The organism is Bacillus sp. FSL K6-2861 (genome assembly GCF_038630725.1).
Lineage (GTDB): Bacteria > Bacillota > Bacilli > Bacillales > Bacillaceae > Bacillus > Bacillus velezensis.
Window position 1 is genome coordinate 441,118 of the sequence record NZ_CP152037.1, and the last position, 21,678, is coordinate 462,795.

At 50.3% G+C, this 21,678-nt stretch carries 24 protein-coding genes; 16 read left to right on the plus strand and 8 right to left on the minus strand.

The genetic code is table 11. From position 1 onward, the window contains the following. Positions 1 to 15: 15 nt before the first annotated feature. The 3 genes from NYE62_RS02075 to NYE62_RS02085 all read right to left on the minus strand — a co-directional run bounded on the left by NYE62_RS02075 (position 16) and on the right by NYE62_RS02085 (position 2,102). On the minus strand, positions 16 to 891 hold the full coding sequence (locus NYE62_RS02075; protein ID WP_015416814.1) for a TetR/AcrR family transcriptional regulator: 876 nt from the start codon (positions 889 to 891) through the stop codon (positions 16 to 18). 160 nt (positions 892 to 1,051) lie between these two features. Further along, a complete protein-coding gene (nfsA, locus tag NYE62_RS02080) occupies positions 1,052 to 1,798 on the minus strand; it encodes an oxygen-insensitive NADPH nitroreductase (RefSeq protein WP_015416815.1) in 747 nt (248 codons plus the stop codon). A 16-nt stretch (positions 1,799 to 1,814) separates the two neighbouring features. Next, on the minus strand, positions 1,815 to 2,102 hold the full coding sequence (locus NYE62_RS02085) for a putative quinol monooxygenase (protein ID WP_003156323.1): 288 nt from the start codon (positions 2,100 to 2,102) through the stop codon (positions 1,815 to 1,817). A gap of 141 nt (positions 2,103 to 2,243) precedes the next feature. Between NYE62_RS02085 and NYE62_RS02090 the strand changes: the two genes are divergently transcribed. Further along, complete coding sequence (locus NYE62_RS02090) at positions 2,244 to 2,558, plus strand: helix-turn-helix transcriptional regulator (protein WP_012116810.1); 315 nt, start codon at positions 2,244 to 2,246, stop codon at positions 2,556 to 2,558. Between the two features lie 27 nt (positions 2,559 to 2,585). On the opposite strand, the gene NYE62_RS02095 is transcribed toward NYE62_RS02090, so the two are convergent. Further along, on the minus strand, positions 2,586 to 3,995 hold the full coding sequence (locus NYE62_RS02095) for a PLP-dependent aminotransferase family protein (RefSeq protein WP_144664503.1): 1,410 nt from the start codon (positions 3,993 to 3,995) through the stop codon (positions 2,586 to 2,588). Positions 3,996 to 4,102: 107 nt separating this feature from the next. On the opposite strand from NYE62_RS02095, the gene gabT reads away from it, so the two are divergent. The 4 genes from gabT to gdh all read left to right on the plus strand — a co-directional run bounded on the left by gabT (position 4,103) and on the right by gdh (position 8,728). Next, positions 4,103 to 5,410 (plus strand): 4-aminobutyrate--2-oxoglutarate transaminase, encoded by a 1,308-nt coding sequence (gene gabT, locus NYE62_RS02100; protein WP_144664504.1) that lies wholly within the window; start codon positions 4,103 to 4,105, stop codon positions 5,408 to 5,410. 105 nt (positions 5,411 to 5,515) lie between these two features. Continuing rightward, positions 5,516 to 6,904 (plus strand): succinate-semialdehyde dehydrogenase, encoded by a 1,389-nt coding sequence (gabD, locus tag NYE62_RS02105; RefSeq protein WP_094296380.1) that lies wholly within the window; start codon positions 5,516 to 5,518, stop codon positions 6,902 to 6,904. A 154-nt stretch (positions 6,905 to 7,058) separates the two neighbouring features. Beyond that, complete coding sequence (locus tag NYE62_RS02110) at positions 7,059 to 7,922, plus strand: RhaT/GlcU family sugar-proton symporter (protein ID WP_003156317.1); 864 nt, start codon at positions 7,059 to 7,061, stop codon at positions 7,920 to 7,922. A gap of 20 nt (positions 7,923 to 7,942) precedes the next feature. Continuing rightward, positions 7,943 to 8,728, plus strand: coding sequence for a glucose 1-dehydrogenase (gene gdh / locus NYE62_RS02115; protein ID WP_007410286.1), 786 nt, complete (start codon positions 7,943 to 7,945; stop codon positions 8,726 to 8,728). Positions 8,729 to 8,773: 45 nt separating this feature from the next. Here gdh and NYE62_RS02120 read toward each other — a convergent pair whose 3' ends face one another. From NYE62_RS02120 to NYE62_RS02130, 3 genes are read right to left on the minus strand one after another with little or no spacing between them, the layout of a single operon-like run. Continuing rightward, positions 8,774 to 9,385: a DUF1775 domain-containing protein gene (locus NYE62_RS02120; RefSeq protein ID WP_144664505.1), complete on the minus strand. Its 612-nt coding sequence runs from the start codon at positions 9,383 to 9,385 to the stop codon at positions 8,774 to 8,776. 12 nt (positions 9,386 to 9,397) lie between these two features. After that, positions 9,398 to 11,026 carry a copper resistance CopC/CopD family protein gene (locus NYE62_RS02125; RefSeq protein WP_047935222.1) on the minus strand — a complete coding sequence of 543 codons (1,629 nt, stop codon included), beginning with the start codon at positions 11,024 to 11,026 and terminating at the stop codon, positions 9,398 to 9,400. Positions 11,027 to 11,058: 32 nt separating this feature from the next. Continuing rightward, entirely contained in the window at positions 11,059 to 11,631 is a 573-nt protein-coding gene (locus tag NYE62_RS02130; protein WP_032870800.1) for a DeoR family transcriptional regulator, read from the minus strand. A gap of 179 nt (positions 11,632 to 11,810) precedes the next feature. Between NYE62_RS02130 and NYE62_RS02135 the strand changes: the two genes are divergently transcribed. The 5 genes from NYE62_RS02135 (at position 11,811) to NYE62_RS02155 (ending at position 15,808) form a co-directional block, all read left to right on the plus strand. Continuing rightward, positions 11,811 to 12,152 carry a hypothetical protein gene (locus tag NYE62_RS02135; protein WP_014416915.1) on the plus strand — a complete coding sequence of 114 codons (342 nt, stop codon included), beginning with the start codon at positions 11,811 to 11,813 and terminating at the stop codon, positions 12,150 to 12,152. Between the two features lie 173 nt (positions 12,153 to 12,325). Then, positions 12,326 to 13,765: a PTS mannitol transporter subunit IICB gene (locus tag NYE62_RS02140; RefSeq protein ID WP_095352399.1), complete on the plus strand. Its 1,440-nt coding sequence runs from the start codon at positions 12,326 to 12,328 to the stop codon at positions 13,763 to 13,765. Between the two features lie 25 nt (positions 13,766 to 13,790). Continuing rightward, on the plus strand, positions 13,791 to 14,222 hold the full coding sequence (locus tag NYE62_RS02145) for a PTS sugar transporter subunit IIA (RefSeq protein WP_012116817.1): 432 nt from the start codon (positions 13,791 to 13,793) through the stop codon (positions 14,220 to 14,222). Between the two features lies 1 nt (position 14,223). Further along, positions 14,224 to 15,345, plus strand: a complete 1,122-nt coding sequence (locus tag NYE62_RS02150) for a mannitol-1-phosphate 5-dehydrogenase (RefSeq protein WP_144664506.1) — start codon at positions 14,224 to 14,226, stop codon at positions 15,343 to 15,345. A gap of 67 nt (positions 15,346 to 15,412) precedes the next feature. Beyond that, positions 15,413 to 15,808, plus strand: a complete 396-nt coding sequence (locus NYE62_RS02155) for a 3-hydroxyacyl-ACP dehydratase FabZ family protein (protein WP_003156298.1) — start codon at positions 15,413 to 15,415, stop codon at positions 15,806 to 15,808. A gap of 38 nt (positions 15,809 to 15,846) precedes the next feature. Here the strand turns inward: NYE62_RS02155 and NYE62_RS02160 are convergent, their stop codons facing one another. Next, positions 15,847 to 16,011: a hypothetical protein gene (locus NYE62_RS02160; protein ID WP_003156294.1), complete on the minus strand. Its 165-nt coding sequence runs from the start codon at positions 16,009 to 16,011 to the stop codon at positions 15,847 to 15,849. Positions 16,012 to 16,138: 127 nt separating this feature from the next. On the opposite strand from NYE62_RS02160, the gene NYE62_RS02165 reads away from it, so the two are divergent. The 6 genes from NYE62_RS02165 to NYE62_RS02190 all read left to right on the plus strand — a co-directional run bounded on the left by NYE62_RS02165 (position 16,139) and on the right by NYE62_RS02190 (position 21,666). After that, positions 16,139 to 16,888 (plus strand): Cof-type HAD-IIB family hydrolase, encoded by a 750-nt coding sequence (locus NYE62_RS02165; RefSeq protein WP_007410293.1) that lies wholly within the window; start codon positions 16,139 to 16,141, stop codon positions 16,886 to 16,888. 206 nt (positions 16,889 to 17,094) lie between these two features. Further along, entirely contained in the window at positions 17,095 to 17,859 is a 765-nt protein-coding gene (locus NYE62_RS02170; protein ID WP_007410294.1) for a 5-oxoprolinase subunit PxpA, read from the plus strand. 22 nt (positions 17,860 to 17,881) lie between these two features. Then, positions 17,882 to 19,096 carry an NRAMP family divalent metal transporter gene (locus NYE62_RS02175; protein WP_007410295.1) on the plus strand — a complete coding sequence of 405 codons (1,215 nt, stop codon included), beginning with the start codon at positions 17,882 to 17,884 and terminating at the stop codon, positions 19,094 to 19,096. Positions 19,097 to 19,100: 4 nt separating this feature from the next. Then, positions 19,101 to 19,895 carry a putative hydro-lyase gene (locus tag NYE62_RS02180; RefSeq protein WP_144664508.1) on the plus strand — a complete coding sequence of 265 codons (795 nt, stop codon included), beginning with the start codon at positions 19,101 to 19,103 and terminating at the stop codon, positions 19,893 to 19,895. 29 nt (positions 19,896 to 19,924) lie between these two features. Next, positions 19,925 to 20,656, plus strand: coding sequence for a 5-oxoprolinase subunit PxpB (gene pxpB / locus NYE62_RS02185; protein WP_033575070.1), 732 nt, complete (start codon positions 19,925 to 19,927; stop codon positions 20,654 to 20,656). Between the two features lie 2 nt (positions 20,657 to 20,658). After that, entirely contained in the window at positions 20,659 to 21,666 is a 1,008-nt protein-coding gene (locus NYE62_RS02190; RefSeq protein ID WP_108702424.1) for a biotin-dependent carboxyltransferase family protein, read from the plus strand. Positions 21,667 to 21,678: the final 12 nt, after the last annotated feature.

Here is a 21,678-nt window from a genome sequence, read left to right on the forward strand (position 1 = left end):
TGATTCCTTCTTTCTTTATAGTTTGAGCAATGTTTTAACGGCTGCAAGCGGCTGGTGCAGCGGTCCGGCCTGCTCCAAATAACCGATAAGCGCTTTGATGAGAAAATCCCGCGGCTGTTTGTCCGCTGATTCTTTCTCCAGCATAGCCGCCGCGGAAGCGAGTCCTGCGGCGTCATATTTTTCCTCCGGAAGGGCTGAGACGGCTTCTTTCAGTTCCTTCAGGCTTTCAGCCAGCAATACGGTTTTGTCTTTCGGCTCAAATGAGGAAGCGGAGGCGATATAAAGGTCAATCATCTCCTGAGGCAAAGCGGTTTCGGCTGTCCTGTTTTCGACGATGAGATTGAGGTGGCGGATGATAAACTCCGTGAGCGGCTCCAGGGCGAGCGGTTCTTTTTCCAGCTTAATCAGCGTGATGCATTCTCTCAGGAGCCCTTGCAGGACGATTACCAGCTCCCATACATAAGGAATAATGTCTTCACCGTACGTCTGAATCAGTGAATCGCGATGCCAGCAGATAAAGGTGGAGCGGGCCCTGTGAATATGCCGTTTTACCCGTTCATTAATGGAAGAGGGGCTTCCGTACATCAGCATATTAAAAAACTGCTGATTGCGCCTGAAGCCTTCAAGCTCAGCCATCAGTTTTTTGGCAAACCGTTCCTCAGGGGAGAGGCTTGTTTCTTCATTCAATAATGAAGCGGCCGCTACCATCTGTTTCTGGTTAAAGTCGAGCAGCTCCAACAGCAGGTCTTCCTTTGATTCAAACAGCTTATATAAAGATGCTTTGGAGACTTTGCACTCCTCTGCGATCGCCTGCATCGAAACCGACGAAAAGCTTTTCCCGGAAAAAAGCTTTCTTGCCGCCAGCAGAATATCCGTTTTCTTATCATTCATAAGCCCAGATTCCTTCTTTCGTCACAATAGAAAACCCATCGGTTCACAGAAAACCAATGAGTATATGATGAAAATATTAACAAAAATTTTTACATAGTGTCAACGCTTTTGTTTGAGAAATAGAAAAAACCTGCCGGAGTGTTCCGGCAGGCTGATACGTTTATTTATCCGTCTTAAATCCTTGTTTTTCAAGCATTTCACGAATGTGAGGATAATAAACCTGCTTATAGTAGGAAGTGATGCCTTGTGACCAGTTTCTTGTTTCCTGTCCGTCGGTGCGTTTTTTCATGTATTCGGACATCTGCTTGTCATAGGCCTCGATATGGGTTCTTACATCTTCTTCTTGATACGTTTCATGATGCAGAACGGCTGCTTGCGGCAGACGCGGTTTTTTCGCGGAGCGGTCTGCCGGATGGCCGATGACGAGACCGGAAACCGGGAAAACGTATTTCGGAAGTTTCAGCAATTCAATGAGTTCGTCAGGCTTGCCGCGCACGGCGCCGATCGGCACAGTGCCGAGTCCCATTGATTCAGCCGCAGCCGTTGCCGTACCCAGCGCAATCCCGACATCTACGGCTCCGACTAGAACGGACTCTAAACCGTTCGTGATCTCAAGCGGTGTATCATTATATTCTTCAAGCGCAATTTTGGCGCGGTTAAAATCAGCGCAGAATAAAAGGAAAACAGGCGCTTGGTCAATCCACGGCTGGCCGCCGGCCAATTCGGATATTTTTTTCTTCCGCTCCTTATCTTTCACCGCAATAACGGTAAATTGCTGGCCGTTAATGGAAGTCGGCGCTGCCTGAGTTGCTTGGATGATAAGGTCCAGCTGCTCATCCGATACGGGTTCATCTGTGTAGCTGCGGATGGAACGGTGGTCTGTTAATATTTGAAGGACTTCGTTCATGTCATTCATCCTTTCGTTACTCTGACAGTTCTGTGCGGACGACGTCAAGCGGCGCACTCAGCACTTCTTTTGCTTTTGCCACGAATCCTTGGAAATGGTCAGTTGCGTTGTGGAATTTCATCGCTTCTTCATCTTTCCATTGCTCAAGCATAACGAATGTATTTTCCTCACCGACTTTTTCGAAAAGATCGTATTGCACATTTCCTTCTTCCGCGCGTGAATGCTGAACAAGTGATTGCGCTTCTCCTAAAAATTCCTCGCGTTTATCCGCTTTTACTTTCATGTAAGCCTGTAAGACGATCATTGTTATTCCTCCTGATTGGGTTTATTTGTTATAGTTCGAATATTATCGAACTAACTGTAACATGTTTCGCAGTGAATGGTAAAGGAAAAACCCTCACCGCCTAAATTGTCACCCGCCGATGATCTGTGTTACATTTGACTCATGAACATTCCAAACCATCCTGAAACCGAACGCTTACAGCTGACAAAGGTTCTTCATGCTCTGAGTGATCCGCTCCGCTTAGAGCTGGTCAAACAATTGGCGGAAACAACAGAAAAAACGTGCGGAACCTGCGCTGATGTCCGGGTCGCTAAATCAACGCTGTCCCATCACTTCAAAGTGCTGAGGGAAGCGGGGATCGCCCAAGTGCGCATAGACGGGAAGCACCGTTATTATTCCCTGCGCAAAGATGATTTACAAGCGGCGTTTCCCGGCCTGCTGGAGGCGATTTTGCAGACAGAACCGGACCGCTGGTAAATAAGTCCCCGAATTCCGGGGGTTTTTTTATGCGCCGAAAACCGCCCGGTAAAGCCTGTAGACGCCTTCTTGAATATCGCTCTCCTTCAGGCGTGCGAACCCCAGGATAAGCTGCGGCTTATTTGAATCGCCTCCCACTTTCAGACGGAATCGGCTCATCGCAAACAGATCGAGCTGTTCTGCATCCGCCCGTGCCAATATCTCTTTTTCTGAACGTGCGCATTCAAACTCAGTGACAAAATGAAGCCCCGCATTGGCGCCCTTTACACTGATTCTTTCTCCGAATGTTTCTTCCAAAGCCGAAATGAGGCATTCCCGCATGTTCTTATAATGCTGCTTCATCTTTTTAATATGTTTCTGATATTCACCTGATTCGATAAATTCTTTAAGCGCGAGCTGGGCAAGCGTGCTGCACGTTTGCAGGTCATACGTTCTCTCTTTGAACGTCCGCAAAAGCCCGGGCGGCAGAACCATATAGCTGATGCGCAGACCTGGGAAAAGGGATTTTGAAAAGGTCCCCATGTAGATGACATTTTGAAACCGGTCAAGGCTTTGAAGCGCCGGTATCGTATCGGCGTCATATTTAAATTCACTGTCATAATCATCTTCAATGATGAAGCGGCCGTTCTGTTCGGCGGCCCAGTTTAAAAGCTGAATCCGCCGGGAAGCGGGCATGATCACGCCTGAGGGGAATTGATGGGAAGGCGTGGTGATCAATACAGAGGGCCGGCGTTTTTCGATTTCGTCCATGGACATGCCTTTTTCATCAAGGCTGATCGTCGCAACCTTTTTCCCGAGGTTTTGCAGCAGCCGGTACATCCTCATATATCCCGGGTTCTCCATGGCGTAGAGCGCGTCTTTTGGCAGCAGTTCCGTCAGCAGCTGCATCAGCATTTGCGTGCCCGCTCCGAGCACGATTTGTTCCGGGCGGCATGTAACGCCCCTTGTCAGGGAAATAAGCCGCGAAATTGTTTCACGGACTTCATATAAGCCTTGCGGATGGACGAGTTCTCCGAGTATATGAAATGAACGGGCGGCTGCTTTCTGCTCACAGCGGAACCAGCTTTTCAGGGGGAAATGCGCCGTATCCACACTCATATGAGAAAACGAAATCCAGCCGCTCTTATCCGTCTCCCGCTCTTTCAAATCATCAGGCAATAGGAGCGAAGGCGTTTCTTCATGATAAACCGTATCAATTTCCTCCACGAAAAAGCCTTTTCTTTCGACCGCATATAAATAACCTTCCGAAAGCAGCTGCTGATAAGCTGAATTCACTGAATTCACGCTGACCTTCAGCGTCTCGGCAAGCTCCCGTTTAGACGGCACCTTTGTATGAGGCATCAGGCTGCGCTTTAAAACGGCCGCTTTTATGTGCTGATAGATCTGCTGATAGATATAATCCGCCGTTTCCGAATGGTCAATGGAAATCGTCAGCATCCAGACCCTGCCCCTTTCTGATACCATGGATAAATTGATTTTGGTACTTTTCATCATACCAAAAAGAAGTCAGAATGATAAGAAAACAATGCAGGGGGATGGAATCTATGAGTCGAACAGCATCATCGGAAGTGACAACTGCCCAGTGGCAGCAAAAACGGGATCAATTCGTTTCCAAGGGGGTCGGCAACGGAAACCGCAGCATGGCGGTAAAAGGGGAAGGGGCGCTTTTGTACGATTTGGACGGCAGACGATTCATTGATTTTGCCGGAGCGATCGGAACGCTGAATGTCGGCCATTCCCATCCAAAAGTGGTGGAGGCTGTGAAGAAACAGGCGGAGGATCTGATTCACCCGGGTTTTAACGTCATGATGTATCCGTCTTATATTGAGCTGGCCGAAAAACTTTGCGCCCTTGCGCCGGGAGATCATGCGAAAAAAGCGATTTTTCTCAATTCGGGGGCGGAAGCGGTGGAAAACGCCGTGAAAATCGCCAGAAAATATACGAAGCGCCAGGCTGTCGTATCATTTACAAGAGGGTTCCACGGCCGCACGAACATGACGATGAGCATGACGAGCAAGGTGAAGCCTTATAAATTCGGTTTCGGCCCATTTGCCTCAGAGGTGTATCAGGCGCCGTTTCCTTACTATTATCAAAAGCCGGCCGGCATGAGCGACGAGCAGTATGACGAGTTTATCATCAGCGCTTTTGAGGATTTCTTTATCGCCGCAGTTGCACCGGAAACCGTCGCCTGTGTCGTAATGGAGCCGGTTCAGGGAGAAGGCGGCTTCATCATTCCGTCAAAACGTTTCGTGCAGCACGTCGCCGCTTTTTGTAAAAAACACGGCATCGTTTTTGTAGCGGATGAGATTCAGACCGGTTTTGCCAGAACGGGAACGTATTTTGCGATTGAGCATTTCGGAGCCGTTCCTGATTTGATCACCGTATCCAAATCACTTGCGGCCGGATTGCCGCTGAGCGGCGTCATCGGCCGGGCGGAAATGCTTGATGCCGCCGCGCCGGGTGAACTCGGGGGCACATATGCGGGAAGCCCGCTCGGCTGTGCGGCTGCGCTTGCGGTCTTGGATATTATTGAAGAAGAAGGGCTGAATCAGCGTTCCGAGGAGATCGGCCGGATCATCGAGCATCAAGCGCTCGAGTGGAAAAAAGAGCATGCCTGCATCGGAGAAGTGCGCAGACTCGGCGCGATGGCGGCCATCGAAATTGTCAAAGATTCGGACACGCGGGAACCGGACAAAGCGAAAGCCGCGGCGATCGCCAAAACGGCGAACGAGAACGGACTGCTGCTGCTGACGGCCGGCATTAACGGCAACATCATCAGATTCCTGACGCCGCTTGTCGTGACGGATGAGCAGCTCAAAGAAGGCCTTTCCATTATCGAAGCAGCTCTGTGAGTTCAATTATTGGAATGCCGACGGATGTGTCTGCTATCATGAAAGTGTGAGATACATCAACTAGCATTCAATGGCTTTACTATAGCAGAGAAAGGAATGTTCAATATGCCAGAACAATTAACAGTGTACAACCCGGCAACGGGAGAGGCGATCGAAAGCATCCCCCAGCAGACGGCCGACGATGTTGAAAAAGCGATTGAACGTTCACATCAAGCGTTTCAATCATGGTCCAAAACATCAGCGGGAGAACGTGCCTCACTTTTGAGAAAATGGTATGAGCTGATTGTTGAAAATAAAGAAGAACTTGCGGAATTAATTACGAAAGAAAACGGCAAACCGTACGAAGAAGCGGTCGGAGAAGTTTTATACGGCGCCGGCTATATTGAATGGTTCGCCGAAGAAGCAAAACGGATTTACGGCAGAACAGTACCTGCGCCGACAACGGGCAAACGGATTGTCGTCACCCGTCAGGCGGTCGGCCCGGTAGCCGCGATCACGCCGTGGAATTTCCCGAATGCGATGATTACAAGAAAAGCCGCGCCCGCTTTGGCGGCAGGCTGTACGTTCATCATCAAACCGGCGGAGGATACGCCGCTTTCCGCTTACGCCCTTGCGCGTCTCGCATATGAAGCGGGAATTCCGAAGGACGTGCTGCAAGTGGTGATCGGTGACGGAGCGGAAATCGGAAACGTCTTCACCAGCAGCCCGAAAATCCGCAAAATTACCTTTACCGGCTCAACGCCTGTCGGCAAAATCCTGATGAAAAACAGCGCCGACACCGTAAAACATATGTCAATGGAGCTTGGCGGACATGCGCCGCTGATCGTGGATGAAGACGCTGATCTTGATCTGGCGGTAGCCCAAACAATGGCCTCTAAATTCAGAAATGCCGGCCAAACCTGCGTCTGTGCGAACCGGCTGATCGTACACGAATCCGTAAAAGACGAGTTTGCGAAAAAACTGAGTGAAGAAGCTGCGAAACTCAAAGTCGGAAACGGTCTTGAAAAAGGCGTAAACGTCGGCCCTGTCATCAACAAAAAAGGCTTCGATAAAATCGTCGGCCAAATTAATGACGCCGTGGAAAAAGGCGCAAAAGTGCTGACGGGCGGAACGTATGACCAAAACGATGAAAAAGGATGCTATTTCGTGACACCGACCGTGCTGTCAAATGTAGATACATCCATGAACATCATGCATGAAGAAACATTCGGCCCGGTTGCGCCGATCGTTACGTTCTCAGATATTGATGAAGCGATCAAGCTTGCGAACGATACGCCGTTCGGGCTTGCGGCTTATTTCTTCACAGAAAACTACCGCCGCGGCATCTATATTTCTGAACAGCTTGAATACGGCATCATCGGCTGGAATGACGGCGGTCCGTCCGCGGTTCAAGCGCCGTTCGGAGGAATGAAAGAAAGCGGCATCGGCCGTGAAGGCGGTACGGAAGGCATTGAGCCGTACCTGGAAACCAAATACATGTCTATCGGACTTTAATGAGCCGAAAAGTAAGCCCCGCTTCTAAGCGGGGCTGTTTTTATTGAGCAGTCTGCCGGTGAATATCGCCGGCAGGCTTTTTTGATCTTGCGGGAATAATCGGTTCGATTCCAGACAAAATAACAGCAAATACGATTGAAAGAAGGTCGCCATCATGGATATATTACTGGCTCTTCTCCCGGCTTTATTTTGGGGGAGCATCGTGTTATTTAACGTCAAATTAGGCGGCGGGCCTTACAGCCAGACGCTGGGAACGACAATCGGGGCGCTCATCGTTTCGTTTGTGTTGTATCTGTTTGTCCACCCGGTGCTGTCTGGGCGCATTTTTATTGTCGGCATCATCTCGGGGCTGTTTTGGTCGCTCGGCCAAAGCAATCAGCTTAAAAGCATACAGCTGATGGGCGTTTCAAAAACGATGCCGATATCAACGGGAATGCAGCTCGTCTCGACTTCTTTGTTCGGTGTGATCGTATTCAAAGAATGGTCAACCCCGATCGCGATTACGCTGGGTATTCTCGCCCTTATTTTTATCATCATCGGGATTGTGCTCACATCTTTAGAAGATAAAAAGGGGCGGGCGGACGGAGAACCGGGAAACTTAAAAAAAGGCATTGTCATCCTGCTGATCTCCACGCTCGGTTATTTGGTCTATGTCGTTGTGGCCCGGCTGTTCGGCGTATCCGGATGGTCAGCGCTCCTGCCGCAGGCGATCGGGATGGTCATCGGCGGACTGCTCCTGACGTACAAGCATAAACCGTTTAATAAGTACGCCCTCAAGAACATTCTGCCGGGAATCATCTGGGCGCTCGGGAATATGTTTCTGTTCATCTCACAGCCGCGCGTCGGAGTTGCGACAAGTTTTTCCCTCTCTCAAATGGGGATCGTCATCAGCACGCTCGGCGGAATCTTCATTCTCCGTGAGAGCAAAACGAAGCGTCAGCTGGTCGCCATTGCCATCGGGATTATCCTGATCATTGTGGCCGCGGTATTCTTAGGCGTTGCGAAATCAAATTCATAACAAATGCAGGAGGTTTGAACATGTACACGGATTTAAAAGGAAAAGTCGTTGCCATTACGGGAGCTTCATCAGGATTAGGAAAAGCGATGGCGATCCGCTTCGGACAGGAGCAGGCGAAAGTCGTGGTTAACTACTATAGTAATGAAAAAGACGCCCAAACCGTTAAAGAAGAGATTCAAAAAGCGGGAGGAGAAGCGGTCATCATTCAAGGCGACGTCACAAAAGAAGAAGATGTCAAAAACATCGTGCAGACCGCGGTGAAGGAATTCGGCACATTGGATGTCATGATCAATAACGCCGGTATGGAAAATCCGGTTCAGTCGCACGAAATGCCGCTCAAAGACTGGAACAAAGTCATCAATACCAATCTGACCGGCGCTTTCTTAGGAAGCCGCGAAGCCATTAAATATTACGTAGAGAATGATATTCAAGGAAACGTCATTAACATGTCAAGCGTACATGAAATGATTCCATGGCCTCTGTTTGTTCACTACGCGGCGAGTAAAGGCGGCATCAAATTGATGACGGAAACGCTGGCGCTTGAGTACGCGCCGAAGCGCATCCGTGTCAACAACATCGGGCCGGGAGCCATCAATACGCCGATCAACGCGGAAAAATTTGCGGATCCCGTTCAGAAAAAAGATGTGGAAAGCATGATTCCGATGGGATATATCGGTGAGCCGGAAGAAATCGCGGCTGTCGCCGTCTGGCTTGCTTCAAAGGAATCAAGCTACGTAACCGGCATTACGCTGTTTGCTGACGGGGGAATGACCAAATATCCGTCATTCCAGGCAGGCCGCGGATAAGAAAAAAAGCGATCGCAGGCTCTTTAGAGCCGGATCGCTTTTTGCTTACGCGCGTTTTTTCTTTACAAGCGCCGCGATGGAAAGGATAATCGCCGCAGCTGACAGAACGATGGCTGCAATATCAAGCGCTGATACGCCGGATTTGCTTTCTTCATTTGGCTGTTCAGCTCCGTGCGCATCCGTCACGCTGGCCGATTTCGTGATTTTCGTAATCGAGTGAGGCGTGTCGGCTTTCTCATCACCCGTCCATTCTACAATGCTGCCGTCTTTGTAATATTGGTAAGCGTCCCAAGCGGCATCTCCGCTCTTTTCAGGATTTTTCGCAACGAACGTGAACTGCTGGAATTGGCCGGGCTGAATGCCGCCGTCTTTTGCTTCCCAAGTGACGGAGACCGCTTTGTCATCATGTTTGGATACGGATGTTTTCCAGCCCGGAATCGGCTGATACTGCTGAAATTCAACGCCGGCGGGCATTTTCAGCACGACTTTCGTTGTGGGCTCATTCTTTTCCACAGGCACTTTCATCGTGTACGTTTCCCAAGAACCGGCCGCGGATTCCGCCGGTTTGACTGAGACGTGGGCGCTTGCTGCCGCCGTAAAACCGACGAGTGACAGGGTCACGGCGGATATGAATAATAAAGCCTTTTTTTTCAACATGAGATACACTCCTTAGTTTGTCGTTGAGAATATTTGGTTGATTTCATTAAAATCGTTTGTCAGCCCGTGGACTTTGATCTTCCAGTTTCCCTTTTCGGTGATGGACAGGTTGGCGGCTTCGAATGTGCCTTCCTTCGTCTTCTTCAAATCAAAGGTGCTTTCATGCTGTTTGCCGCTGAAGCCCGTCTGGTAAACAGTGACCGTAAATTGCTGAATGTCTTTTACCAAGCTGCCGTTATGATCGGTGACAATGACTTGAAATTCATTTTTACCCGGCTGGTTCGGCGTAATGTGCAAGGACAGGGTTTCCCCGTTTCCGATCGTTTCTGAGCCGTTAAAAGGCAATGGCGCAGGCGGCGGCGGGCTGGGCAGGCTTGTGAAGACGGCGGTTGTAAATAACACCGCAATGCCTAGTGCCCATTCGGCCTTTATCGTTGCGCTGATGCTCCTTTTTCTGCTGAACTTCGTCATCCATACGTGAACGGCGCCGAGCACAAGCATGATGACAAACAGTCCGATTTTCAAAAGGAGCGTCTTACCGTAAGCGGTGTGAAAGAGTGAATCAAACGTGCGGATAATGAAAAATCCGTTCAGCACACCTGAAAATAACAGCACACCGACAGAGGCGAACGCCCAAGGAGAAAACCGTCTGACCGTTTCCCAAGCGATGGTTTTATCGGGTTTTCTCCACTCTGATGAAAGAAGCAGCACAAGCGCGGCGATACCGCCCATCCATACAGACGCGGCCGATAAATGGAGAAAGTCCATCGCGATGCCGACCGCTTTTTCGTCGATAACCGCCGCATGCCCGGCGAATGCTTTTGCCAAAAGCGAAGCGAAGAAGAACAACAGCGGCGCCGTCCAGTACGCAAATGACCGGAATGCTTTCTTCTTCAACAGCGGGATCATGGACAGGGCGAGCAGGATAAATAAGCTGATCTGGATCATCCAGACGTACCCGCCTGCCGTTTTCAGAAGCGTTTCTTTTACATAGTCCGGCTGGAACGCGGCGCTCCAAGCGCCGCCCGCGTTTTCTTTCGTCTGGATCGGGAGCTGGCAGATAAGCGCGAGCCCCGTTACACATAAAGAAATCACGAGCAGCTTTACAGTTCGTTTTGCTTTTGATGAATCTTTATTATTTCTGTACCAAAACAGATGGAAAAAAGCCGTGCCGATAAACAGGGAGAGAGCGGTGTACAAAATACCGCGGTCGATGGCCGCTTCGGGATGAAGCGCCGCTTGCGATGATGTCTGCTCCTGAAGTTCTCCGCCGGCTTTTCCGATACTGAAAGGGATGACGCCGGATACCGGATGTCCGTCGGCCGATACCGCGTTCCATTCCGCTCTGTAAATATCATGCGGCAGATTTTTTTTCAATGCCGCGGTCATGATGCGGGCATCATTTTTTTGAATCACTGTTTTGCCCGCGTCGACCCGTTCGCCGGATGAATTATAGACCTTAATGGAGTGGAAGCCTTCTTCAATCTGTTCATTAAACTCAATTTCAATCTGCTTCGGCGCTTGTTTTAATTCACTGTTCTCACCCGGATTTGAGTTTGTGATGTAGGCGTGGGCGAAGCTTGTTTTCGGAATCAAAACAAGGAACAGCAAAAAGATGAGCCAGCGTTTGTTCTGTCTCATGGATGATGACACCGCCTTCCGGTTGGTTGTTGTTATGTCTTGCTGCAGGTGCATCCCTTCTGCCTGTCGTGTAAGATGATGTCCGCCGCCTCGTCAAAGGTGCAAATGATCCCGCCGAATCCTTTTTGAAACCGTTCTGCGTAATCAAGCGTTGAGAAGGGAATCGCCTGAGGCCGGCAGCAGTGAAGGTCAATATCGGCATGGACTAAAAAGTATGCGGAAGCGGCCGTCAGCGTCGTCTGGAGAAGAAAATCTTTACAAATGACGTGGGACACTTCTTCCTTTTTATCCTCATACCGCAAAATCGCGCAATGAATGCAGCACATCTGCTCAACGGCTTGTGAAACGGTAATAAGCTGAACAGAATACGAATGCTGAATCGGCCGCAGGCAATAGCCGCATTGATTGGCGCTTCGTTCTGAAGCGGGAGGGAGCGTAATGCCGCCGGGTGTCCGGATAATCCGGTTTGCATCCGCCAGCTGATTGACGTCTCTGTACACGGTCATCTCGGAGACGCCGAATCTCTCGCTTATGTCAGAGATTTTCAGCGCGCCCTCTTCTTTCAGCCATTCAAGCAAGGTTTGCTGTCTGTGAATCGGAAGCAATTCTGCATCCTCCTTTTTATGATGCGAATGAGTGATGAACCTCCCTCTAAGAGTAGATGTTTTCACAAATGCACACAAGAGCCTGATGATAAAATATGTGAAAAAATGTTGAACAATCACAAATGTAAAAGACGTAGTCAGACTCTGTTATAATAGAAGAGTTGAATGGAGGAATAAACATGAAAGAAACGACCTGCCCGAACTGCGGCAAGCCGATTACAGGCGACATGGTCAGATCATCCATGATCCCGTGCCAGTTTCAGTGCGGGCATTGCCATGTGAAATTGCGTGAATATAAAGTATCAGCTCCGATTATGGCTGCGGCCATTGCGATCACGGTGCTTTTGATTTATCTTGTGCAGATGGCCAGAACCGCCGTCATGCCGATGTTTCCGGCAGCGCGGTATGTGCCGGCCGCCATTTTCGCGCTCGTATGTGCGTATCCGGTGTTTATTATCAGTGAGCGGCTCATTGCCAAACTCGTCGTCACAAAAGGACACATTATATACAGAAAGCGGTAAGACACCTTTGATGAGGTGTCTTTTTTTTGTTAAGGAGTTGTCACAGTCTCTGTGCCAAACTCCTCTTTACTTTTCATTGAATGGGGATTGTAAGCGTTTTATGATGAAGACACAGGGGAGAGAAACCCCGTGTCTTATTTATTTTCATCTGAAGGCAAGCAAACAGGGAGGGAATGAACATGCAGCAAGAACAGCAAGCTGGCATGAAAGTGAAGATACAGCGGTTCGGCAGTTATTTAAGCGGTATGATCATGCCGAATATCGGCGCATTTATCGCATGGGGAATTATCACCGCGCTGTTTATTCCAGCGGGATGGTTTCCGAATCCGCAGCTGAATACATTGGTAACCCCGATGATTACGTATCTTCTGCCGCTTTTAATCGCATATACGGGCGGAAAAATGATTTACGATCACCGCGGGGGAGTCGTCGGAGCGACGGCGGCCATCGGAGTCATTGTCGGAGCGGACATTCCGATGTTCTTAGGGGCAATGATTATGGGGCCTTTGGGCGGTTATCTCATTAAACAATTAGACCGTGTGTTTAAAGATAAAGTCAGACAGGGGTTTGAAATGCTGATCAACAACTTCACGGCGGGAATTATCGGAGCTGTGCTCACGATTATCGCGTTTTATGCGATCGGCCCGGTCGTCCTGTCTCTTAACAAATTGCTGGCGGCGGGTGTGGAAGTCATTGTCCACGCGAATTTGCTGCCGATTGCAAGCGTTTTCGTAGAACCGGCGAAAGTCCTGTTCCTGAATAACGCGATCAACCACGGCATTTTAAGTCCGATCGGAATCGAGCAGGCCGCCAAAGCGGGTAAATCCATTCTGTTCTTAGTGGAAGCGAACCCCGGGCCGGGACTCGGTATTTTACTGGCATATATGTTCTTTGGGAAAGGCTCTTCAAGATCGACGGCCCCGGGAGCGGCGATCATTCATTTCTTCGGGGGGATTCATGAAATCTATTTCCCTTACATTTTAATGAAACCGATGCTGATCCTCGCGGCGATCGCCGGGGGAGCGAGCGGACTGCTTACATTCTCGATCTTTAACGCGGGTCTTGTCGCCGCATCATCTCCGGGAAGCATCATCGCCATTTTAGCGCTGACGCCGAAAGGAAGCTACCTCGGCGTGCTGGCGGGCGTCATCGTTGCCGCGGCCGTATCGTTTATCGTTTCGGCGCTTATTCTGAAATCGTCTAAAGCGGGCGAAGAAGATTTGACAGCCGCGGCGGAAAAAATGCAGGAAATGAAAGGCAGGAAAAGTGAAGCGGCGGCCGCGTTGGCGGACAAAGAGGAAGAGCCGGAAAACAGCGCCGCTGATATTTCCGCCGACCAAGTCAGCCGCATTATCTTCGCGTGTGACGCGGGTATGGGATCGAGCGCAATGGGCGCCTCCATTTTAAGAAATAAAGTGAAAAAAGCAGACCTGGATATTGATGTGACAAATACGTCGATCAATAATCTGCCGAATGACGCGGATATCGTCATTACGCATAAGGACCTGACTGACCGCGCGAAAGCGAAGCTGCCGCAGGCGGTGCACATTTCGGTTGATAATTTCTTGAACAGCCCGAAATACGATGAACTGATTGAAAAGCTTAAAAACTAATCAAACAGAAAGAGGGATTTTCATCATGGAAGTATTGGCTAAAGCGAACATCAAACTGAACCAGACAGTGAACTCAAAGGAGGATGCCATCCGCCTCGCGGGACAGACATTGATTGATAACGGCTACGTGAAGAACGGCTATGTGGAAAAAATGTTCGAACGTGAAGAAACATCATCCACGTTTATGGGGAATTTCATCGCGATCCCGCACGGCACGGAAGATGCGAAGGATGAGGTGCTTCATTCAGGCATTTCCGTCATCCAGATTCCGGACGGTGTGGAATACGGTGAAGGCAATACGGCAAAGGTCGTTTTCGGTATCGCCGGAAAAAACAATGAACACTTAGACATCCTGTCAAACATCGCCATCATCTGCTCAGAGGAAGAAAACATCGAACGGCTGATCAGTGCAAAGACGGAAGAAGAACTGGCCGCTATTTTCAGCGAGGTGAACTGACATGATTGCCCTTCATTTCGGAGCGGGAAACATCGGGCGGGGCTTTATCGGCGCCCTGCTCCATCATTCCGGCTATGACGTAGTTTTCGCTGATGTGAATGAAACGATGGTCAGCCTTCTCAATGAAAAGAAGGAATATACCGTGGAGCTTGCCGACGGCGGCCGGCAGACCGAAATCATCGGCCCCGTTTCAGCCATCAACAGCGCGGTGCAAGAACAAGAGCTGTACAGGCTGATCAATGAAGCGGCGATCATTACGACGGCGGTGGGCCCGAACGTTCTAAGACTCATCGCCCCGTCCATCGCGGAAGGGCTGAAGCGCAGAACGTCCTCTGAACCTCTCAATATCATTGCCTGTGAAAATATGATCGGCGGCAGCAGTTTTCTGAAAAAAGAAGTTTTCGGACATTTGACGGAAGCGGAACGGGAACTCGTGAACCGGACGGTCGGCTTCCCGGATTCTGCGGTGGATCGGATCGTGCCGATTCAGCACCATGAAGATCCGCTGAAAGTATCTGTAGAACCGTTTTTTGAATGGGTCATAGACAGAACCGGCTTTGCCGGCGGCCAGCCGGTACTGGAAGGTGCGTTGTTTACGGATGACCTTACGCCGTTCATTGAACGGAAACTGTTTACCGTCAATACCGGTCATGCCGTTACGGCGTACGTCGGCTATCAGCGCGGATTAAAAACCGTCAAAGAGGCCATCGGCCATCCGGAAATCCGGCGTGTCGTGTACGATGCACTTTCAGAAACGGGCGAGTACTTGGTGAAAGCGTACGGCTTTAAGCAAGCCGAACACGAGCAGTACATGAAAAAAATCATCGGCCGCTTTGAAAATGAATACATCACGGATGATGTGACAAGAGTCGCCAGATCACCGCTCAGAAAACTCGGAGCGAATGACAGATTAGTAGGGCCGGCCAAAAAAATAAAAGAACCGAACGCGCTGGCAGAAGGCATCGCCGCCGCCCTGCGTTTTGACTATCAGGATGATCCGGAAGCGGTTGAGCTGCAAAAGCTTATCGCGGAAAAAGGCACGAGCGGCGTTCTTCAAGACATTTGCGGTATTCAGCCGCATGAGTCGCTGCACGGCATCGTGCTCAAAAAGCTCAATCAATAAAAATGAACCCGCGTCGGGGGACGCGGGTTTTTTCTTGCGTTATAATGAGAGAGAGGGAGGCTGCGTGATGAATCAGAAGCTATTGCCCCATCGTTTTCCGTTTCTTTTGATTGACGGCACGACGAACAGTGAAGCCGGAAAATGGGCGGCTGCTTACAAAAACATCAGTGAAAATGACTGGTTTATAACTGAATCCCAAAGAGAGATGCCATTTTCGCTCGTCGTTGAAGCAATGGCCCAAACGGCGGCTTGCGCGGGAATTACCGGTGGCGACGGCCTCGGTCTCTTATCCGCGGTGAAGAAAGCGGAAAGGTTAGGTGCCGCTTTGCCGGGAGACCGTCTGGATCTTTTTTTTGAGGTCACGCGAATCAGACGCGGTTTTGTGTTCGGCCGGGCGAAAGCGTCCGTTGCCGGGAAGCCTGTGGCGGAAGCTGAGCTCAGCATATTTATCCAGCCATCGTAAAAAAAGCCGCCTCCAGCGGCGGCTTTCGGACAAGCCTGTTATTTTGTATCATAATCTCTTTCACTTTGTGAATTGTCCCTTTGGTCATGTTTGTGTTTTTCGTCATTGGCGTTTTCCTTCAGCTCTTCCAGCGGAATCGGATCGGTTAAATCATGATGTTCAGGATTTTCATTCGGTTTGTTCTTTTGTTTTCTTTCTTTCATCCTCCATCACCTCGATATTTCTTTTCCTCAACGTTCTCCCCGCCAAACGCAGGAAGCGGTTTTTTGTCCCTGTGGGTCATATGTATTAAAATAGAGACGACTACATTATAAAAAGTGAGGTACATATATGCCGATACAAAGAGAAGACGCAGATATTAAACTGATCGCGATTGATATGGACGGAACCCTGCTCAATGACGAGCAGCTCATCCCGGAGGAAAACCGGCGGGCGATCAAGGAAGCGGAGGCGAAAGGAATTCACGTCGTCATCAGCACAGGACGCACGCTGATGACCTGCCGCGAACTGGCTGAGTCTCTCGAGCTGTCATCCTTTTTAATCACGGCAAACGGCAGCGAAATCTGGGATTCCGACTTTGAGCTGGTTGAGCGCAAGCTTCTTCATACCGATCATATTCAAAAATTATGGGATCTGAGGAATAAGCACAACACGAATTTCTGGGCCTCTACCGTCGATAGAGTGTGGAGAGGGGAATTCCCGGAAACGATTACGGATCATCAGTGGCTCAAGTTCGGATTCGAAATCGAGGATGACGAAGTGCGGAATGAGGTGCTGAAAGAGCTCAAGGAATACAAGGAGCTCGAGATCACAAACTCCAGTCCGATCAACATCGAAGTCAATGCCCTCGGTATCAACAAAGCGGCTGCGCTGGCGAAGGTATCGGAAAAACTCGGCTTCACGATGGAAAATGTGATGGCCATGGGTGACAGTCTGAATGACATTGCCATGATTGAAAAAGCGGGTGTCGGCGTCGCCATGGGGAATGCGCAGGACATTGTGAAAGAAACAGCTGACTGGGTGACTGATGTCAACACGGAAAACGGGGTCGCCAAAGCGATCCGCCACTGGGTGTTATAATAGAAAAAAGAGAGAGTCTCAGTATGAGGCTCTCTTTTTTTTGTTTTGTCAGATTTATGACTAGGTCCATGGTAGGTTTTCTGACAAAAGGATGTTCAAACCTGTCAGAATTAAATATAATGAAGAGAAATCCAACAATTCGGAATAGTCATTCCGAATAGCGGAATGATAATCATATAAAACGTTTACAATACAGGAGGGATCTTATGTTTCAGATTGACATCAATTGTGATTTAGGAGAGAGTTTCGGTGCTTATAAAATCGGGCTGGATGAAGAGATTTTGGATTATGTGACATCTGCAAACATCGCCTGCGGCTTTCATGCGGGTGATCCCAGCGTGATGCGCAAAACGGTTGCGCTTGCGGCGGAAAAAGGCGTGAAAATCGGCGCTCATCCCGGGCTGTTCGATCTGCAGGGATTCGGGCGGCGGCAGATCGCGATTACACCCGAGGAAGCGTATGATCTGACGCTGTACCAAATCGGCGCGCTGTCAGGGTTTTTAAAAGCAGAAGGTGTCGAGATGCAGCATGTGAAGCCGCACGGCGCTTTATATAATATGGCCGCCGTCAATCCCGGCCTGTCAGAAGCCATCGCTCAGGCGGTCTGTCATTTTGATCCCGGGCTTATTCTTTTCGGGCTTTCCGGAAGCGAGCTGATTAAAGCGGGAGATCGAATCGGACTGAGGACGGCAAGCGAAGTGTTTGCGGACCGCACCTATCAGGAAGACGGCACGCTGACGCCGCGTTCAGAGCCGGATGCGCTGATTCAGGATGACAAAAAAGCGGTCGGTCAAGTGATTCAAATGGTGAAAGACAGCACGGTGACATCACGTAAGGGACAAGCTGTAAGCCTGAAAGCGGACACGGTCTGCATTCACGGAGACGGAGCCCACGCCCTCACATTCGCAAAAACAATCAAAAAAGAATTAAAAGCGGCAGACATTCAAATCAGCGCGCTTTCAAAAGACTGAGCAGCAGAGGGAGGAAGACAGCATGGAGCAAAAGAAAAAAACAGCCGGAAAGGCTTCCGGCAAATGGTCGCTTCTTTTAGGCGCGACATTTTTGATGGCGACATCATCAATCGGGCCCGGCTTTCTGACGCAAACGGCCACGTTTACCAATACATTGGCGGCAAGCTTCGGCTTTATCATTTTAATTTCTATTATTTTGGACATTTTCGCGCAAACCAATGTATGGCGGATTATCGCGGTTTCCGGAAAGCGCGGCCAAGAGATTGCCAATATGGTGCTTCCGGGCGCCGGTTATGCCATTGCTTTTCTGGTCGTGCTCGGCGGACTTGCGTTTAATATCGGAAACATCGGCGGCGCGGGTCTCGGTCTTCAAGTATTATTCGGGATCAAACCGGAGATCGGCGCTTTAATCAGCGCAGCGGTCGCGGTGCTGATTTTTGTCATAAAGGAAGCCGGAAAAGTCATGGACCGTTTTATGCAGATCGCCGGAATCGTCATGATCGTATTGACAGTGTATGTTGCCGTAACGACGGCTCCGCCGGTCGGACACGCCGTTGTGAAAACTTTTATGCCTGATCATATCAGTGTGCTGGCGATCGTGACGCTTGTCGGCGGCACGGTCGGCGGATACATTACATTTGCCGGCGGCCACCGTTTGCTTGATTCAGGCATCCAAGGGAAGGAAGTCCTCCCTCAGGTTACGAAAAGCTCCATCACAGGCGTTCTGATTACATCGATTATGCGGATTGCCCTGTTTCTCGCCGTGCTCGGCGTCGTCTCAAAGGGCCTGAGCATTGATCCTGATAATCCGGCGGCTTCTGTATTCCGGCTTGCGGCGGGAAATGTAGGCTATAAAATTTTCGGCGTCATCATGTGGTCTGCCGCTATCACGTCTGTCATCGGCGCCGCCTATACATCGGTATCATTTTTCAAATCATTTTCAACAAAAATCGAAAAGCACTCACATGGCGTCATTATCGGTTTTATCATCGTATCCACTCTAATTTTTGTCACGATCGGCCAGCCTGCCAAAATTCTGGTCGCGGTCGGTTCGCTTAACGGCTTAATTCTGCCGCTTGCATTAGCGATGATTCTGTTGGGCGCTTATAAGAAAAAAATCGTCGGCGATTACAAGCATCCGATCTGGCTCACGATTGCAGGGGCGATCGTAGTGGTTGTCATGGCGGTTATGGGCATCTATACATTATTCACGCAGATGCCGCAGCTATGGAGCTGATGATATGAAAAAACATATGAGTGACATGAGTCCCGAAGAAGTCAGACAGCTGATCAGGAAGGGGCAGATGACCGGGCCAACGGCGGGGTTGGCCGCTTCTTACGCACAAGCCAATCTCGTCGTTTTGCAAAAGGATCTTGCCTTTGATTTTCTCTTATTCTGCCAGCGCAATCAAAAGCCTTGTCCGGTGCTTGACGTGACGGATGCGGGTTCACCCGTTCCGGCAATAGCTGCGCCGGGAGCTGATATCCGGACGGACTTTCCGAAATACAGGGTTTATCGGCATGGCGTGCTTACTGAAGAGGTAACGGATATTACGCCGTATTGGAAGGATGATTATGTCGGGTTTTTAATCGGCTGCAGTTTTTCATTCGAGCAAGCCCTTATTAATCAGCACATTCCAATCAGGCACATCGATGAGGGTGTGAATGTCCCCATGTATAAAACAGACATTGACTGTGTTCCCGCCGGCCCGTTTTCTGGAAAGATGGTCGTCAGCATGAGACCGATTCCGGAAAGGCTTGCAGTCCGCGCGGCGCAGGTCACGTCACGTTTTCCCGCCGTGCACGGCGCCCCCGTCCGCATCGGAAATCCGCAAAGCATCGGTATCAGCGATTTGCATCAGCCGGATTTCGGAGATGCCGTAACGGTGCGGGAAGGCGAAGTTCCCGTATTCTGGGCTTGCGGCGTTACGCCCCAGGCGGTGATCATGGAAGCAAAGCCTGACATCGTAATAACACATTCACCGGGGCACATGCTGATCACCGATATACGAAATGAATCGCTTGCTGTCCTGTAAGTGAGAAAGAATACAACGAGGTGATGACAATGATGCAGTATAGCGGAAATACAGCGCTTGATATACAGCCGTACGGTGATTCCGCCGTTATCATCCGCTTTGGCGGGCACATCAGCGAAGAGGTCAACGGCCGGGTGCATGCGGCGGCAGCCTGTATGGAAGAACGGCCGTTTCCGGGCTTCGTTGAATGTATTCCGGCATTCACAAGCTTAACGATCTTTTATGATGTGTATGCCGTCTCAAACATAAAAAAAGGCGTCTCTCCTTTTGCCCTGGTCAAGAAAGAGGTGACAGAACGTCTCAGCCATATAATGACCGGCCGCAAAGAAGAGCGCCGGGTGATGGAAATCCCCGTTTGCTACGGCGGTGATTTCGGTCCCGATTTAGAAGAGGTCGCTGAGATGAACGATCTGACCCCGGAAGACGTCATCCGCATTCATACTGAAGGCGAATATCTCGTTTATATGCTCGGATTTGCGCCGGGATTTCCGTTTTTAGGAGGAATGTCTGAGCGGATCAGAGCGCCGAGAAAGGCGTCGCCAAGGCCGTCCATCCCGGCCGGTTCAGTAGGAATCGCGGGAATGCAGACCGGTGTGTATCCGATATCCACTCCCGGCGGCTGGCAGCTGATCGGCAGCACCCCGCTCCGGCTTTTCAGGCCGGAAGAACATCCGCCGAGTCTTTTGAGAGCGGGCGATACGGTGAAATTCGTCCGGATCACAGCAGAGGAGTACAGCCGCATCAAGGAGGGAGCCGAATGAGTATGAAAGTGGTAAAGCCCGGTCTCTTGACGACGGTTCAGGACACGGGGCGGACGGGATATCAGAAATACGGTGTGCTGGGAAGCGGCGCAATGGATACGATCTCACTGCGCATCGCCAATCTTCTTGCCGGAAATCAAGAAAAAGAGGCGGGACTGGAAATTACGCTCATGGGGCCCGGGCCTTCCTTTGAATTTTCAGAACCTGCGGTTATTGCCGTCACGGGAGCTGATTTCGCCTTTCATATTAATGGGGAGCCCGCTCCTCTGTGGAAACCGGTTTTGATAAAGGAAAACAGCGTTGTCTCATTCGGGCCATGCAAGATGGGGAGCCGCGCTTATCTCGCCGTCGCGGGGGGATTTGACGTGCCCGCCGTCATGGAAAGCAAAAGCACATATGTCAGAGCGGGGATCGGCGGCTTTTGCGGAAGAGCGCTGCAAAAAGATGATGAGCTGCCGCTCGGCCGTATGACGCCATGTTCGGAATCAATCGCGTACCGTCTGAGCGATTCTTTCGGACAGCATGGTTTCTCAGCGCCTGATTGGTCTGTCAGCAGCAGAGGATTTCTGCCGCTGAAAAAAAATCCGGTCATACGAGTGCTTGAAGGCGCTCAATTTCACGCTTTTACAGAAGAAGCAAAATTGCGTTTTTATCACGAGTCATATATGGTCACGCCTCAATCCGACCGAATGGGCTACCGGCTGAAGGGCGCTCCGCTTGAATTGAGGGAGCCGCTGGAAATGGTATCTGAGGCCGTGACGTTCGGAACGGTGCAGGTGCCGCCGGACGGCAATCCGATTATTCTGCTGGCTGACAGACAGACGACGGGGGGCTATCCGCGGATGGCGCATATCATATCCGCCGATCTTCCTCTCGTCGCCCAAACGATGCCGGGGGAACATATCACGTTCCGGGCCGTTTCGCTGGAGGAAGCGGAAATGCTGCTTTTAGAGAAGGAACAGCAGCTGAAGGAGCTGAAAGCAAGGCTCAAAATGGAATGGCTGATCTGACAAAGGGGCTAA